The organism is Paraburkholderia phenoliruptrix (genome assembly GCF_047325075.1).
Lineage (GTDB): Bacteria > Pseudomonadota > Gammaproteobacteria > Burkholderiales > Burkholderiaceae > Paraburkholderia > Paraburkholderia phenoliruptrix.
This window is the reverse complement of the sequence record NZ_CP168530.1, coordinates 537,007-553,485: the sequence shown is the minus strand read 5'-3', so window position 1 is coordinate 553,485 and position 16,479 is coordinate 537,007. Positions and strand designations below refer to the sequence as shown.

At 62.1% G+C, this 16,479-nt stretch carries 15 protein-coding genes; 1 reads left to right on the top strand and 14 read right to left on the bottom strand.

The features are described 5' to 3' along the window. Window positions 1-118 precede the first annotated feature (118 nt). Entirely contained in the window at window positions 119-493 is a 375-nt protein-coding gene (locus ACEN8U_RS02440; RefSeq protein ID WP_310109919.1) for a hypothetical protein, read from the bottom strand. A gap of 71 nt (window positions 494-564) precedes the next feature. Then, entirely contained in the window at window positions 565-819 is a 255-nt protein-coding gene (locus ACEN8U_RS02435) for a hypothetical protein (RefSeq protein ID WP_413657473.1), read from the bottom strand. Window positions 820-1,100: 281 nt separating this feature from the next. Here ACEN8U_RS02435 and ACEN8U_RS02430 point away from each other — a divergent pair, with 281 nt between their 5' ends. After that, window positions 1,101-1,337 (top strand): SymE family type I addiction module toxin, encoded by a 237-nt coding sequence (locus tag ACEN8U_RS02430; protein ID WP_310109920.1) that lies wholly within the window; start codon window positions 1,101-1,103, stop codon window positions 1,335-1,337. A gap of 54 nt (window positions 1,338-1,391) precedes the next feature. On the opposite strand, the gene ACEN8U_RS02425 is transcribed toward ACEN8U_RS02430, so the two are convergent. The 12 genes from ACEN8U_RS02425 to ACEN8U_RS02370 form a co-directional block, all read right to left on the bottom strand. After that, a complete protein-coding gene (locus tag ACEN8U_RS02425; RefSeq protein WP_310109922.1) occupies window positions 1,392-1,886 on the bottom strand; it encodes an Imm50 family immunity protein in 495 nt (164 codons plus the stop codon). A 23-nt stretch (window positions 1,887-1,909) separates the two neighbouring features. Further along, window positions 1,910-5,497: an RHS repeat-associated core domain-containing protein gene (locus tag ACEN8U_RS02420; RefSeq protein WP_310109924.1), complete on the bottom strand. Its 3,588-nt coding sequence runs from the start codon at window positions 5,495-5,497 to the stop codon at window positions 1,910-1,912. A gap of 62 nt (window positions 5,498-5,559) precedes the next feature. Next, window positions 5,560-5,778, bottom strand: a complete 219-nt coding sequence (locus ACEN8U_RS02415; RefSeq protein ID WP_310109926.1) for an RHS repeat domain-containing protein — start codon at window positions 5,776-5,778, stop codon at window positions 5,560-5,562. Window positions 5,779-6,134: 356 nt separating this feature from the next. Then, window positions 6,135-7,538, bottom strand: a complete 1,404-nt coding sequence (locus tag ACEN8U_RS02410; RefSeq protein ID WP_310109928.1) for an MFS transporter — start codon at window positions 7,536-7,538, stop codon at window positions 6,135-6,137. Window positions 7,539-7,563: 25 nt separating this feature from the next. After that, the gene (locus ACEN8U_RS02405; protein ID WP_310109930.1) at window positions 7,564-8,829 is read right to left on the bottom strand and encodes an NAD(P)/FAD-dependent oxidoreductase; all 1,266 of its coding nucleotides are present in this window, start codon (window positions 8,827-8,829) and stop codon (window positions 7,564-7,566) included. Continuing rightward, a complete protein-coding gene (locus ACEN8U_RS02400) occupies window positions 8,822-9,787 on the bottom strand; it encodes a VOC family protein (protein WP_310109932.1) in 966 nt (321 codons plus the stop codon). Before ACEN8U_RS02400 ends, ACEN8U_RS02405 begins: the two co-directional genes overlap by 8 nt. A gap of 17 nt (window positions 9,788-9,804) precedes the next feature. Continuing rightward, on the bottom strand, window positions 9,805-11,295 hold the full coding sequence (locus ACEN8U_RS02395) for an aldehyde dehydrogenase (protein WP_310110007.1): 1,491 nt from the start codon (window positions 11,293-11,295) through the stop codon (window positions 9,805-9,807). Window positions 11,296-11,349: 54 nt separating this feature from the next. Then, on the bottom strand, window positions 11,350-12,180 hold the full coding sequence (locus ACEN8U_RS02390) for an aspartate dehydrogenase (RefSeq protein ID WP_310109935.1): 831 nt from the start codon (window positions 12,178-12,180) through the stop codon (window positions 11,350-11,352). Next, complete coding sequence (locus ACEN8U_RS02385; RefSeq protein ID WP_310109937.1) at window positions 12,173-13,831, bottom strand: thiamine pyrophosphate-binding protein; 1,659 nt, start codon at window positions 13,829-13,831, stop codon at window positions 12,173-12,175. The genes ACEN8U_RS02390 and ACEN8U_RS02385 overlap by 8 nt, the downstream gene beginning before the upstream one ends. Further along, complete coding sequence (locus tag ACEN8U_RS02380) at window positions 13,824-14,630, bottom strand: SDR family oxidoreductase (RefSeq protein WP_310109939.1); 807 nt, start codon at window positions 14,628-14,630, stop codon at window positions 13,824-13,826. Before ACEN8U_RS02380 ends, ACEN8U_RS02385 begins: the two co-directional genes overlap by 8 nt. Continuing rightward, window positions 14,627-15,547, bottom strand: a complete 921-nt coding sequence (locus ACEN8U_RS02375; protein ID WP_310109941.1) for an IclR family transcriptional regulator — start codon at window positions 15,545-15,547, stop codon at window positions 14,627-14,629. The genes ACEN8U_RS02380 and ACEN8U_RS02375 overlap by 4 nt, the downstream gene beginning before the upstream one ends. Beyond that, window positions 15,548-16,450, bottom strand: a complete 903-nt coding sequence (locus tag ACEN8U_RS02370) for an alpha/beta fold hydrolase (protein WP_310109942.1) — start codon at window positions 16,448-16,450, stop codon at window positions 15,548-15,550. Window positions 16,451-16,479 lie beyond the last annotated feature (29 nt).

Here is a 16,479-nt window from a genome sequence, read left to right as displayed (position 1 = left end):
GCCCTTTATGTCACGCCACCACTCCGTGCCTTGTCCTACGCCAAAACCGGCTCGCCGCGTTGTCGCTCACTGCGGCTCGTCCGTGAGCTCCCAGCTATACCTTTGCCAATGGCAACGTTTAAACCTCGCTTTCACCGTCGCTTGCATAAACATATATGTCAACGCTCGCGCCAACGTCGCCAACTGCCTTGAGAAACGATGGCGTGAGAGAAATCGGGTAAATAGCCGTATCGGGCAGCCAGAAGAGGCCGAGGCGAAACTCTACTGCGTCCACGCCTGGAAACGTGACCAGACGCCTCACCTCGGCGTCATACGTTCGCAAGAAAGCAAGCGCCGCATTGACTTGGGGCTCGAGAAAATCTTCGTCAATGGGAGACACGGCGATCTGAAGCGACGAGTACTCCCGAGTTGGGCGATATGCATTTCCGGTCGCTCCTCGTCGAAATGTTTCGGCTACGCCTGACCACGGCGAGGACGCCAAGAAGCTGTCCACTTCAAACTCCGCACCAAATCCACAAAGAATGCAACCGGGCATAAATTCATCACCTTACAAATCCTGAGCTGTCACCCACATTGTCCAGTTTCTAAAAGATAGATCTTGTAGTACTCCAACGCAGTATCCCTGGGGAGTTGTCCGGTCTGCGGATCTTTAAGCTCTTTGATCAACGAACCGCCATCCTGCCGGTGAAGCCACCTCCAATAAGTATTCGGCAAGCCATACTTCTGATCCCAAGGCCCAAGCCCGAATGGGTCGGCCCTTGATACGGGATTGCCACCGACATAAGCATACGCATTCGTCTGCCCGCTCGCCCAGCCAATCGGATCCTCGCTGATGAACCTGCCAGTCTGCGGACTGTAATACCGGTTAGCTCACCTCGCAAACGCGGTCCCATGCCCAGATGGCAGAAGCACATTGAAGCCATTGCGCAGCTACCTAAAGCGAAGCAGCAGTTCGTCGCGCAGATGCTCGAAGCCGTGCTCGCGCAGGCGCAACAGCAGTAAGGAAGGCGATGTAACGCCGTAAACGAAGCGCGGGCGATGAGTGCTACCAACACTCACCGCCCGCTGACCACCACCCACTCTTATCAGGAGAGTCGATCATGGCTGACGCCAATCATAAAGCACCACCGCCACCCGTCACCGAACGCTCTGTCACCATCCAGCAATCCTGGCGCTATCAGAAACCGGCACGCCTGCCCTTTCATCTGCGCAAGGAGCCGGCCACCTTTCCGTGGATGAAGCTCTCCGGGCGATGGATCGAGACCGCCGGTTTCGAGCCCGGACAGCGCGTGCGTATTACCGTCGAGCACCAGAAACTCGTCATTACGCCGCTTTAAATACAGAAGGGCCGCGAACGCGGCCCTTCTGGTCACTTCACCACTCCACACCTGCTATGGAAACACCACGATATTGGGCTCAAGCAGCACAGCGCCGCGATAAGGCCGGATGGAACGGATTTCCGCCGCCGCACAAACGAGTTGGACGTCGAGTCCGATGTTAGGCTCAAGATCAAACGCAAGTAACCCGTCAGGCTGATGTCGCAAGCTGATTTCCGAAACAAAGCTGTCATCAAGCATGGCGTTGACATCAATACTGGCACTGCGCACATCCAGGAGAGCGATCGTAACCGCGTAATCCGACCGCTCAATCCGCTCGGCCGCCGGTCGATGCTCCCGGTGTAGTACTTCAAGTATCACATCGACAAACTCCAGCCGACGTGGATCGACGGGCCCAGTTGCCGGATCATGTCTCCTCATCCGCTTCGCTCGCTCCATGCTAATGGAAAGCACGCTCGCATCATGAAACGACGGGTATCTCCCGAAGACCTTCAGGAGAAGCTCATTGTCTTTCACAACGGGCCACGCAGAACCACTCACTTCGTCCATTTTTTCTCCATTACTGAAACTGCCTATGGAATCGGACACAGCGGCACGTGTTCATTACGATCAAAACCCGGACCGATGTTATGCCCATGGGGCGCATCACCGTGACTCCGGTGATACTGGGCAGAGAGATTTCCACTGGCATCGTAATAGTCAATGTCTCCCTTGTGTGGATGAACCACGAATCCGCCGGAAGGACCGCCTGTCCAGAGCGTGCCGCGGCTTAATCCCAATGGATCGCTATAGGAAAGCGGATTGCCACCCACATAAGCATACGCATTCGTCTGCCCACTCGCCCAACCGATCGGATCCTCGCTGATGAACCTGCCAGTCTGCGGACTGTAATACCGGTTACGGTAGTAATATAACCCCGTCCCATCATTCTCCCGCCCGGTGTACTGCTGCGTGTTGGGGTCAGCCAGACCGGTCTGCATCGTCGCACCATATGGCTCGTAGCTATACACCGTCTGGCTCTGCTGCTGAGCGTCCGTCAACGCAATCACATTGTTATTTGCATCGCGCAGAACGTACCTGTCCTGACTCGAATCATCTCCGATACGTCGGAACGTCAATTCATCGACATCGCTCGTCGGGTACGGCGAGAACACGCGGATGCGCTGTGACCAATCCCCGTCCGGCACCATGAAGTTCATCTCACCGCCGATCCACGTGGTCTGCATACGGTGACCGTCGACCGTACGATCCCTGCGGCGACCGAACATATCGTAAGCAAAGCTCGCCATCACGCCGCCGCTGATCCGGCTAAGCAGGCCTTGTTCGTTCCAGTTGTACTGATTGATCGCGTCGCTTACGACGTTGCCGTTAAGGTCGTAAGCGAATGTCTTACCCGCCCAACGCGTCAACTGGTTCGCCGCGTTGTACTGCGCGTCGTTGACCGCCTGCGGCAAACTTACTTTAGAGAGGCTGCCACCGGCTTTGATACGCCGTCCGGCCGCGTCATACCCATACGTCAGATCCCCCAAGAAGCCGCCGTCGGCCCGCTTGTAAGTGATACCCGTCAGTTGGCTCGCAGCATCCCACGCGTAGATGGCAGTAATTCCGTTGGCAAACGTCTCTTGACTTCGTCGACCGAGCGCGTCATACGAGTAACCGAACGTACGCACATCTTCGTCATTCACCTGATACTGGATCTGCGTCACGCGATGTTCGGCGTCGCGGCTGTAATTCACGGTTGCCCGGTCCATGTCGATGCCGGCGACGTCGCGCGTGTCAGGCGCATAGCGATATGTCCAGATGCCTTGAATTGTCGGAGAATCAAATGTACGTATCAGCTTGCCCGTTACGGCATCGTAGTAAAACACCGTATCGACTTCTTTCTGGTTGCGACCGTCAGCCGTCGGGAAAAAGTCCTGCGTGCCGCTCAAGTATCCAGTCTTGTTATCCCAGCCGTACACCCAGCTTCGAACAGGCGCAGCCGCCGCTGCCGTTCGGAAATCGGTCCGTACCGTACGACCGGCTGCGTCATAGATATAGGTCGTTACCTGACCCTTGCGGTCGGTCACCGCCGCGATCTGCCCGGCACTATTCCACGCGTATCTCTCGCTGTTACCCAAAGGATCTGTCTTGGTCTGAGGACGTCCAATTGAGTTATACGTGTATCGCGTTGTGACGCCCTTGGGATCAGACCGGCTCAGCAGATGACCGTTGCGGTCCCACGTGAAACGTGTAACGCCATTGAGCGCGTCCGTGATGTCGACGGTGCGACCGAGTGCGTCCAGCGTCCGCTGTGTCCTGTTTCCCTGCGGGTCTTGTACCGCGGTCACCCGACCGACGGCATCAGTCGTGAACTGAGTAGTCCGGTTCAGCGGGTCTGTCACGCTCGTAAGATCGGCGCCCGTCCAGACATATTTGGTCAAACCCTTCAGCGCGTCAGTGACCGTCAAACGGCGACCTTGGCTATCGTTCGTGAAGACTGTGCGATTGCCGAGCCGGTCGGTAGCCGATAGCAGATTTCCCTTCGAGTCGTACGCGTAGACAGTGCTGACACCGCGCTGAGGATCGCCTGCCGACGCTTTCGTGAGCAACCGGCTGTAGGCGTCGAAGGTCCGCGTCACGAGCGTGCCGTACTGGTCCGCATCGGTGACGCGGTTGCCGTTTGCGTCGTAGACGAACACATACTGACGGTCGCCGACCGTGGCACTTGTCATTCGACCCGTGGTGTCGTACCCGTACGTCTGAACCTGAGCAATGTCATGTCCCGCCGGATAGGTATTACGCTGCACCCGACCGTTCGCATCGAATTCCAGACGACGGATGCTGCCACGCCGGTCCGTCACCTCCGTCTGAGTGATCTTCCCGCCTGCGGCGGTATAGGCCATCGCGAAAGTGCTGCCGTCCGCGAGCCTCTGGCTCACTACGCGGTCATTGTCGTCGTAAGTGTTGATGACCTGCTGGTTGCCCTCGGGGTCCGTCACGCCCACAAGTCGACTCTTGTCATCCCAGCTGTATTCCCAGAGGCCGCCCGCCGCATCCGTAACCTGCGTCAGGCGGTCCAGACCGTCGTACTGGTAACTCACATGGCGGTTCAGCCCGTCGGTGACGCCAGAAATGAGCGGGGTACCTCGCGTACCGATCACCGACGTGAACGTGAGCGACCTGCTGTTGGGGCTCGTCAGCTTAGTTAGCGCGCCCGTCTTACTGTCGCGCGCCATGGTCACCGTGTTGCCATTGCGATCTTGAAGCCGTGTCAACCGGTACAGGCCGCCGAGCATGGTGAACTGCATGGTGCGGCCGTCGCGCAGCGTCAGCAGTTTCGTGCCGCTGCCAGTGATAGTAGCGCGGAAGTACTTCCCAGGGCTCGTCAGGTCGTCCCACGTCGACGTAGTGCCGGCGCGAAGCGTAAACGAAATGCGGATTCCGCTCGGTAGATACAGTTGGATGAGCTGCCGCAGATTGTTGCTGTCTGCAGCGCTCACCGTTAGGTAGCCGTCGTAGTTGACCGTCGTCCCGATGCCGAAGGCGCCGGCCATCGGTCTGCCTGACGAGTCGTATGCGCTGCTACGGTAGACGCGTGCGAGATCCAGCGCGATAGTGTCGCTGACGCGCAGATCATGGGCTACAAGGTGGAACTGACCGGTGTTGAGTTTCACGGGGTCCGCGCCCGACGTACTGCTGCCGCACCCTGCCGTCGCGCCTCCGTCCCCGCAGCCGCCGGAACCCGCAGAGTTGTCTGCACCAGTAGCATCGCTAGCATCGCCCGAACTACCGGAATCGTCAGAACCGGCTGAGTCACCTGAACCGTCGGCTCCGCCGGATTGATCGTCAGCGCCGTCAGTACCGTCGCCGTCGGCAGTCGCAGTCCCGTCCGGAGAGGACGGCTCGGACGTTGTACCGGTAGTCGGGCCGCTACAGTAAGCGGCAATTACTGAAGTATCTCCGCACGCATAACCACCCATGCCGCCAAAATCGGCGGATGCGGCGTTCAACGGGCATTGCGGGTCAGCCGGATAAGCGCCGGAATTGGCATACTTTGTTTCGCAATCTATTGCTGCATAGGCATGCGGTGACACTAAGCCCGATAAAAGAACCAAGAAAAATACGGCGAAAGGACGCATTAGCGCCCGACGCGCTGCAATGGCATCGGTGACTTGCATGGATTTCCTGAGGAAGAGGGCGAATTGCCTGACTAGCGCGAGGTTTGCGCTAAAGCAACGGATCAAGAAGACACTTCTGCATCTGCCAACGCAGAAGAATTCAATGCACCGGAAGGCGTTGAGGACACCGCCATCTGTCTGCGGATCGCCGATATGTTGCCCGCCGCGTCGTAGTCGTAATAGGCAGTTTCGCCCGCGACCGAAACCGACGTAAGGCGGCCTATCGCGTCATAGCCGTATGTAATGTCGTCGGCATGCGCCGTCATCGGCAGAATCGCCATATATGTCACTGCACCCACGCTCACAATTTGCCGCACCCGCCCCCGCCCTTGCCGGGCAGCCACATAAAAACGCGCGGGTTCTTCCCGTGGAAGACTTATCATCGATATCCTTATTGTTTATATTAAGTAGCACTACCAAGTGATAAACGATACCTAAGCGTAAGACGGATATCTATCAGACCGGTCTCTATTTAAGTAGTACTTCTCCTGCCGCCTGTAGGCCTTTTCCGACGCATTTTGAGTCGCGATATCGATTCGCTTTTCTACGCCGCCACAAAACGAAAAAGCGCACCTCCCAGTGCGCTTTTTCGTCCCCGCAATCACCGCATCACATCACCGCCTTGGGAACCCTGCCCTCAAGCCTCCAGCTGCTCGAGCACCTTGCCCTTGGTTTCAATGCCAAGGAAATGAACCGCCACCGCCGCCAGAAAGGGCACCGCCGCGAGAATATAAAACGCAAACTGCAAATTGCCGCCGATCATCGTCTTCGACACAATCGCCGGCGCGAAGATCGCCGCTACTTTGAGCCACGCGCCGCCCACGCCGCAGCCCATCGCGCGGATGCTGGTCGGATACAGCTCCGGCGTATAAACATAAGCTGTGATGAAGCCGCACGCGAGAAAGCCGAGCGACAACGCACAACACGCCGCCACCACATACACGGAAGAGTCGTGGAAAACGCCTGCAAACAGCAGCGACAGCGCACACGCCACGAATGACAGATTGATGATCGGCTTGCGCCCCACCTTGTCGACGAGCAGCGCGCACGTCAACGATCCCACCACGCCGAGCACGGAAGCTGCCACCGCCAGGTTCAACGCCAGTTGCAGCGGCGCGTGATAGACCGTGCGGTAGATCGTGGGCAACCACGTCGACAGGCCATACTGAATGAAGCCGCACGTGATCCACAGCATCGCGACGGCCAACGTGCGCTTCAGATACGCCGCACCGAACAGATCGCTCATGCGACGCTTCGGGTGCCGGTTCGCCATCGCTTCGAATTCCGCCGCCTGCGTGACGGGCGGCAGCGGTCCCTTCGCCGCCCGTTCGAATGCATGCACGGCGGCATCGGCATCGGCCATGCGTTCGCGTTCGGCGAGCCAGCGCGGCGATTCGGGCACGAGCTTGCGCAGCACGAAGAACAGAATCAACGGCATGCCGCCGATAAAATACATCGCCTGCCAGCCGAAACGCGGCACGATCCAGGCACCGAGCGCATTGGAAGCGAGCAGACCCACCGGAAACACGATCTCGTACAACAGCACGAAGCGGCCGCGCCCATGCGCCCGGCTGATCTCGTTGATGTAAGTCGCGGCAACCGGCAACTCGCCGCCGAGGCCCAGGCCCTGAATCACGCGCAACGCGACAAACGCTGCAAACGTCGGCGCAAAGCCGCACGCAATACTCGTCACGCCGATGATGCCCGAGCTCAGCGCAATCGCCCGCACACGCCCTTGACGCTCGGCGTACCACGGAAACACGAATGCACCGATCAATTGTCCGACCGAACCGGAGCCGATCAGAAAGCCGATTTCCCACGGCGTCAAATGCCATTTCGCGATCAGCACCGGCAGCGTCGCCGCGATTGCGATCACGTCGAAGCCGTCGAAAAACGTGGCGAGACCGATCAGAATGCGCGCACGCACCTGCATCGCATTCTTCGGCAGCCGCTCGAGTCGCGCGATAATCGACCCTCTTGTGACAGGGCCCGAAACACCGGCGCCGCTGCGGTCTCCAATCATGTTGTCGATGGTTCTCATGCCGTTGTGCCGTCCGTAGATGTGGTTAGGCAAGCGCCGTTGAGGCGTCGGTCAGTGTGGCAAGGTCGATAGTCCGGCCTTGATTCATCCACTTGCGCGAGAGCTTCAGCTCGCGCGGCGTGTTGATGGCGATCACGCCGCGAATCGCGCCGTCTTCGAGATGGAACAGCGTCGCCCGTTTGGCCGCGAGATCGCCGCGCACGGCCAGCTGTGCATCGGCCGGAATGTCGCCGAGAATCTGCAAATTGACGTCGTACTGATCGGACCAGAACCACGGAATATCCGCGTACGGCTCGAACGTGCCGAGCAGCGCTTTCGCCACCGCAATCGCCTGGTTTTGCGCGTTGGCCCATGATTCCAGCCGCACGCGCCGCTTGAGCCAGGCGCTCGGATGATTCGCTACGTCGCCGCACGCGAAGATGCGCGGGTCGTCGGTCGCGCCGAAATGGTCGACCACGATGCCGTCTTCCACCTTCACGCCCGCCGCCTGCGCCAATGCCGTATGCGGGGTGAGGCCGATGCCCGCCACCGCGAAATCGGCGTCGAGGGTCGAACCGTCCGCGAAAGTTGCGCGGATGCGAGTCGCGTCGTTCGGATGATCGTCGAGCTTCGTGAGCGCCGCATTCAGGCGCACGTCCACGCCATTCGCACGATGCAGTTCCAGCAGGAAGCGGGACACGAGCGGCGGCAACGAGCGCGCGCACAGACGCGGCGCGCCCTCCACGACCGTCGCCTCGACGCCGAGCTTGCGCGCCGTTGCCGCGACTTCGAGGCCGATCCAGCCGCCGCCCACCACCAGCACACGCTTGCTGGCACGCAGCCGTTCGCCGAGCGCGAGCGCTTCGTCGAGCGTGCGCAGATAGGCAATGTGCGAGGTCTTCACGAGCGACTCAGGCAAGCGCCGCGCCGCGCCGCCCGTTGCGATCACGAGGCGGTCGTAGTGCACTTCGCGGCCCGCTTGCGTGCGAACCGTGCGCGTTTCGCGATCGATCGAGATTGCCGAGTCCGGCTGCCACGCCTCGATGTTCAGCGCGTCGAAATCGTCCGGCTTGACGAGGCGCACCGTGTCCATGTTGGCCTCGCCCGCCAGCACGGCCTTCGAAAGCGGCGGCCGCTCGTACGGCAGATGCACCTCGTCGGCGATCATCACGAGGCGGCCGTCGAAGCCTTCCTTGCGCAGCGTCTTCACCACCCAGCCCGCCGCCTGACCGCCGCCGATCACGGCGATCGTGCGCGGCGCCTCGAGTTCGGCATGCACGGCCTGCGCCTTTGCAGTAGCAGCATCAGTCATTTTTGCGCTCCGTCATGAACTTGCCTTCCGGCGCCTTCGCGTTTTTCTGGCGACGCGTATTGCCGTCGATGCCGCCGTCTATCGCCCATTCGGCGAACACGGTCGGGCCGGGTTCGAAATCGCGCGGCTGCCATTCGGGCGTGAGTTGGTCCTCATCGGCGTAGTACTCGATCAGCCCGCCCGCGGGATTCTGGAAGTACCAGAAGTACGCCGACGAAACCGGATGGCGCCCCGGCCCAAGTTGCGTGTCCCAGCCGCAGCGGCTGATATGCATGCCGCCGCCGAACACTTCATGAATGTCGCGCACGGTGAACGCGACGTGGTTCAAACCGCGCTTGCCGTTGGGCAGCGCGAGCAGAAAAATGTCGTGATGGCCGCCGTGTGGCGCGCGACGCATGAACGCACCGCGGCCCGGATAGCGGTCCGACGTCTCGAAGCCGAGCAGCTCGTGATAGAACTTTTCCTGCTCGGCGAGCCGGTTCGTGAAGAACACGACGTGCCCGACTTCCACCGGCTCGGCGCGTTCATAGATTGGCGAAGGCTGATCGACGCGCAAGGTTTGGCCCCACACGTTCGAGGGCGAGCCGTGAATGTCGAGCGCGCGCTTGCGCGTCACTTCCACGCGGATCGCCATGCCGTTCGGGTCGATGCAGCCGACTGCCTCGTCGGTTTCGAAATGGCCCGGCTGGCCCGCGAAGCGACCGCGCAATGCGTCGAGCTCCGCTCGGGTCGCGACGCCCCAGGTCACTTCGCGCAGCGTCGGACCTTCTTCGAACGCGGGCGGCAACGACGGATCGTTGGCGTCGACGGCCAGAACGGTGCAGCCGTTGAGCGTCTCGAAGCGCGCGTGCGTTTCGTCGTACGCCACCTCCTTCAGCCCCCAGTCGGAGAAAAAGCGGCGACAGGTAGCGAGATCCGTCACGCCGTAGATAATCTGTTCAATGCCGAGAATCGTCATAAAGCGCCTCTTGCGTATTAGTCAGCCCACGCCAGCGGCGCGTCGTTCAAGCCCCAATAGAGGCTCTTCTGTTGCATGTACTCGCGGATGCCGAGCCGGCCTTTCTCGCGTCCCATGCCGCTCTCTTTCCAGCCGCTGAACGGCGTCGAAATCGAGAACAGCTTGTAGGTGTTGATCCAGACAGTGCCGGCTTCCAGTGCGCGGGCAATTCGATACGCCCGTTTGTAGTCGCGCGTCCAGATGCCTGCGGCAAGGCCGAACACGCTATGGTTCGCGTCCTTCAGCAATGACACCTCGTCGTCGAAGGGCATGGCCACGAGCACCGGCCCGAAGATTTCTTCCTGGCAGATGCGTGCGTCGTTGGTGAGGCCTTCGAGGATGGTCGGCTGGTAGTAGGTGCCCTGTTCGCGGCCGTCGCCGACCGGACGTTCGCCGCCGCACAGAAGCCGGCCGCCCTCTTGCAGACCCAGCGCGACGTAGCGTTCGACTGTTTCGCGATGCGCTTCCGTAATGAGCGGACCCATTTGCGTTTGCGCGCGCGAAGGATCGCCGACGCGCAGCTTGCGCGCGCCTTCCACGAGACGCTTCATGAACGCGTCGTAAATCGACCGCTGCACGAAAAGACGCGAGCCGGCGATACACGCCTCGCCCGACGAACTGAAAATGCCGTACAGCACGCCATTGACCGCATGATCGAGATCCGCGTCGTCGAATACGATGGTCGGCGACTTGCCGCCCAGTTCGAGCGAGACCGGCATCAGCTTGTCCGCTGCAATGCGCGCGATGCCGCGGCCCACTTCGGTGCCGCCGGTGAACGACACTTTCTTCACGAGCGGATGACGCACGAGCACGTCGCCGATCGCCGAACCCTTGCCCGGCAGCACGCTTATCACGCCCTTCGGCACGCCGGCTTCCTCGCAGATGCGCGCGAGCGCCAACGAAACGAGCGGCGTCACTTCCGCGGGCTTCAATACCACCGCGTTGCCGCCTGCGAGTGCCGGCGCGAGCTTCTGCGCGTCGGAGGCAATGGGCGAATTCCACGGCGTAATGGCCGCGATCACGCCGATCGGCTCGTACACGCTCATCGTCAGATAGTCGCCGCGCGAGGGCGTCACTTCTTCGTCGAGCGTTTCAAGGCACGCTGCGAAATAGCGGAACGTGTTGGCCGCGCTCGCCACCAGCACGCGCGTTTCGCCGATGGGCTTGCCGTTGTCGCGGCGCTGCAATTGCGCGAGCGCCTCGTGACGCGCCATGATCAGATCGGCGATGCGGTACAGAATCAGCGCGCGTTGATGCGGCTTCAAACCGGACCAGTCGGCGCGGCGCCACGCGATATCCGCGGCCTCCACGGCTTCGCGGGCGTCGTCGGCATTGGCCGTCGAGATTTCCATGTTGACCGACTGATCCGCCGGATACAGGCTTTTGTACGGGTTGCCACGCCCTTGCCGCCATTCGCCGCCGATAAAAATATCGCCGGTCGGCACGAGGCTGGTATCGAAGTGAGTCATGTCGGTCATTCCGGTTTGCTTGAGCGGTTGGCTTGAGCGGTTGCTTCGCGCGGCTTAAATCACGCAGCGCGCCGCGCGATTGCGGAGCGCACGAATCGCGCTGTACGCGGTCAACGCCGACGTCTTCGGGTTGTCGGGCAGCGGCTTGCCGCACATTTCCAACGACATTTCGCCGAATGCGCCGCGCGCGAGAATGCGGTGCACGTTGCGCGTCACATTCGGATCGGCGATCAGGCGGACAGTCGTCTGATCGAGTCCGAGGCCGGCCAGTGCAACGGTCGCGGCCACATTGGCATTCTTCGGATAAAGGCGCGCCGCTTCGCGCGCGCTGCCTTCGAAAATCACGCGCTCTTCCTTCAGCGCGTTCAGATCGCAGACCTGTTCGGCCGGCGTGCCGAGCCAGCCGGTGGGCGGCTTGCGGCCCGTGTACAGCACTTCATCGAGACCGCCGAGCTTGGCCGCGGCCAATGCGTCCACGCCGCCGATCGCGCCCGACAGCAGCGTCAACGTCGCGTCGCCTTCGTCGGCGGCCGCCGACAACGCGTCGAGCAGCATCACGTCGGACAACGCGCCGATCGACGCGACCGCGCAATCCGTGCCGGCCTTGAGCAAAGGCACTACGTGATCCACCAGCGCGCTGTGTCCCGCGCATTCCAGCGCGAAGTGCGGCCGGCTGGAAAGCGCGGACACGGAGGCGACCACATCCACCGCGGCGCCGACCACTTCACGCACCGACGCCATATGATGTTCCGGCACGATCACGTGCGACACGCGCACAGCCGGATCAGCGGCAACCGAGCGATACACCGCCTGGCCGATTGCGCCGAAGCCGATCATCGCGACGTCGACGGGTGCGTGATGCCCCGCGTAGCCCGCTTCACGCATGTTCCGGCTCCTCTTTCTTGACGGGCGGCCCCGCGAACGCGGTGGCGAACGAGCCGACCGACAGCATCTCGACTTCCACCAGCACCGGCCCGGTTTTCGCCATGCCTTCGCGGATGATCGCGTCGGCCTCATCGAGCGACTTGATGCGGTAATGCGTGAGCTTCAGGCTTTCGCAGAACTGAGCAAAATCCGGCTGATGCAGATCGACATAGCAGCGGCGCCCACCATAGTGCGCATCCTGAATGTTGCGGATCACGCCGTAGCACTGATCGTTCATCAGCACGATCATCACGTTGGCGTTTTCCTGGACGGCTGTCGCGAGTTCGCCGACATTCACCATCAAGCCGCCGTCGCCGACGAGGCACACGGTTTTCGCCGCGCTGCCCGCGAGCGCCGCGCCGATGCCCATCTGCATGCCCTGGCCGATGCCGCCGCCCAACGCATGCACGCCTGCGCGCGGCGAAAAAATCTTCAGCATGCGGTTGCCCCACGTGCTGTTCGAAATCGTGACGTCGCGCACCCAGTTGTAGTCGCGGCCCACCGCCGCCTGCAGCGCGTCCACGAGCCGCTTGTACGGGCCAAGGCCCTTGCTCACATCGGCGACGGCGCTTTCGCGCGCTGCGGCGAGATCCTGCGCGAAGGCCGGATCGACCTTGATGCGGCCTTCCAGCAGCGTGGCGAGTTCTTCCAGCACGGCGCTCGCGTCGCCGTGCACGAACATTTCGTTGCGATAGCCGCGGTTATCGGCCAGCGCGTCGGCGTCGATGCGATACAGCGGCTGCGGCAGCGCGAGCTTGTATTTGAGCGTCTCGTTGCCGCGCAAACGCGAGCCGACGACCACCAATGCATCGCACGTCTTATAGAAGCTTTCGACGGCGGCATGCACATTGAAGGCGCCGAGCGTCGCAGGATGATCTTCCGGCAGCACGCCGCGGCCCTGCACGCTCGTCACGACGCCGAAGCCGAGCGCGACGAGACGCTCCACAGCCTGCGTCGCATGACGCGCACCGCCGCCGAGCCACAACAAGGGGCGCTTCGCCTTGGCGAGCTGCTCCGCGAGTTGCGCGACGCGCTTTGCGCAGTGCGTGAGCGTGACGATGTGCGGAGCCGCCAGATCCGCGGGCCATTCAATTTCGGCTGCCTGAATGTCGATGGGAATCTCGACGCTGACCGGACCGCTCGGCGCCGTTTGCGCAACGCGCACGGCTTCGCGGATAGTAGGCAGCGCGGTTTCGACAGAACGCACGCGATACGCGGCCTTGGAGATGGACTGCAGCATCGACAACTGGTCCGGCGCTTCGTGAATGTAGGCGAGATCTTTGTCGAGGTATTCGGTTTCGATCTGACCGGTCACGTGGAGCAGCGCGGTGCCGGCAGTAAGCGCCTCGACCATCGCGCCCGCTGCATTGCCCGCTGCGGTGCCCGTGCTGGTGAAGGCCACGCCGAGGCCGCCGGAGACGCGCGCGAGACCGTCGGCCATGTTCACGGCGCCGGCTTCGCCGCGCGCGCCGACATAGCGAATCTTGCCGCGCTTGTGGATCGCGTCGAGGATCGGCATGTTGTGGATCGAGATCACGCCGAATGCGGTTTTTACGCCGCATTGCTCGAGAAAGGCGGCGATCAGCTCGCCAACGGTGGTTGTATTAGACATGTCGTGCAACGCCTCCAGAAACATCGATGTGACTGCCCGTCGTGTAGGACGACAGCGTCGTAGCCAGATAAAAGAGCGCTTGAGCGGCTTCTTCGGGTTTGCCGAAGCGGCCTAGCGGAATGTTTTTCTTGCGCGCCAGCTCGGCGGTCCAGTCGTCCCAGCTCTGGCCGGGCTGCGCTTCTTTTGCGTAACGGCGGCGCCATTGCCCCGATTCGACAATGCCGATCAGAATCGAATTGACGCGCACGCGCTGCGGCGCGAGTTCCACCGCCAGCGACTTGATGAGGTTTTGCACGCCTGCACGCGCCGACGAAGTCGCCACCATGTGCGGCTCCGGTTGCAGCGCAAGCAGCGAATTCACGCAGACAATCGCTGCGTTGCCCGAGCCCGCGGCATGGCGCAGCATCGGCAAGAACGCGCGGGTCGGGCGGATCACGCTGAAGTACTTGAGGTCGAGTTCCTCGCGCCAGGCTTCGTCGCTGGTGTCGGCGAAGGTGGACACGCGGCCCTGGCCTGCGTTGTTGACCAGCATGTCCGTGCGGCCAAAGCGTGCTTGCACGGCTTCTGCAAACGCGCTGACGTCTTCGGTATTCAGCACGTCGCAGCGGCGCGCGAGCAACCGCGCGTCCGGATAGTTCGCGCTAAGCGCGGCCTCGGCTTGCGCGAGGCGCTCGGTATCGCGGCCGCAAATCGCAACCGATGCGCCGGCTCGCAGGAACAGTTCCGCGCACGCGAGGCCGATGCCGGACGAGCCGCCTGTCACCACCGCCACCTGCCCGTTCAGATCGATTTGAATCATTTGAGCCCCAGTGCCTTCATGTATTTGCTGCCGGAATTCGACGCATTGCCGGGACGGTAATTGAGCCGCTGCGAGAGTTCGCCGGCCGCGCGGCGCACCTTGTCGACGAGGCCGCTGTCGAGCAGCGACGCGTCGATTTCCTGGCGCGGAATCGTCGTCGTGATCACGGCGACGATGCGTCCCGTGTCGTTGCGCACCGGCGCGCTCACCACCGAAATGCCGCGCTCAAACGACGACTCGCTGATCGCAAAACCGCGCCGCGCGTCGTCGCGGATCCGTTCGTAGAGTTCATCTACGGTGGCAGGCGTTTGCCGTGTGAAACGCTCCAGTTGCGGCTCTGGATAAAGCTTTTTCAATTCGTCGAGCGTCATGTCGCCCATCAACACCTGGCCGTGCGTGGTCGCATACGCGGGCAAGCGCGTGCCGACGTTGACCTTCACGGAACTGAAAATGGGCGCATGGCTTTGCGCCTTCGCGACAAAGACGACGTCGCGTCCATCGCGAATCACAATGTGCGTGGTGAGGCCGGTGTCGTCGCGCAGTGCTTCGATGATCGGTAAGCCGAGGTCGGTCAACTCCAGCGAGCTTAGATATTCGAAGCCGAGGCGCAGCACGGCCACGCCGAGCCGATAGTTGCGGTCCTTGTCCGCGCGCTCGAGAAAGCCCAGCGACTCGAGCGTTTGCAGCAAACGGAAAACCGTCGTGCGAGGAATCTTCAGGCGCCTCGATAATTCCGGGGCGCCGAGAACGGGCTCACGTGGCGAAAACTCCGTCAGTATCTTCAGACCGCGCTCCAGACCCGGCACGCGATAGTTCGATTCGCCGCCGCTGTCGTTGTGGTTGCCGTTTTGCTCGTTGTTGTGCTCGTTGTTGCGCTCGTCTTCCGCGTCGCGCTCATTGAGGGTCTCGGGCGTCATTTATTGGCTCCGTGGTCCGGCACTCGCGCGGCAGAACGTGTCGAGGATCGCGTTGTACGCGGCGTCGGCTTCGATATAGCCGGCGTGCCCCGCGCGCGGCACCACCTGCAGCGGCGTGCCCGCCGCCAGTGCGAGCCGCTCGCAGGCGGCGGGGGGCGTGATGGTGTCGTCGGCGCCGACCGCCACGTTGGCGCGGCCCTTGAAGCGCGCGAGATCGGCGGCGAGATCCGCGTTGGCCAGCAGATGCGTGGCCTGCGCGTAGCCATGGGGAATCACGCGCGACATGTTCCAACGCACCCATGCGCGTGCTTCGTCGCTCGCCTGCTCAGACAACATATTGGCGCTGCGTGTGTCGGCGAGGCCTTGCGGGCCGAGCTCGTTCAGCATCGCAAGACGCTGGTCGCGCCTGGCTTCGCGCACTTGCGCGGGTGCCGCGCCGTAGCCGCCGGCGGGCGAGAGCAGCAGCAGCCCTGCCACGCGCTCGGGATGGCTCGCGGCAAACGCCCCAGCGATGATTGCGCCAAGCGAATGACCCACCAACACGCAGCGTTCGATGTGAAGCGCGGCGAGCCATTCACCGAGCACGCTTGCGTAATCGCTTGCCGCGGGCGACGCCGCAGCAACCGGCGTCGATTCGCCATAACCGGGCGCGTCCCACGCCAGCACGCGACGGCGCGCACCCAGCGCCTCGAATTGCTGCACCCACGAAGCCGCGCCCGAACCGATACCGTGCAGCAGCACCAGCGGCAACGCGTTATCCGCGTCGCGAGCGGCATCTTCGGCGCCATTCGCTTCGCGATAGCTCAGCGTGCGTCGCTGCGCGAGCGCGATCTGCCGGGCAGGAAAGCGCGCAAGGCGTGCTTCGAGCGTGGCGTTCGCATCGGTGAGAGCGGTGGCGGACATATCTGCTTCGCGGGAATATTCACAAGGAG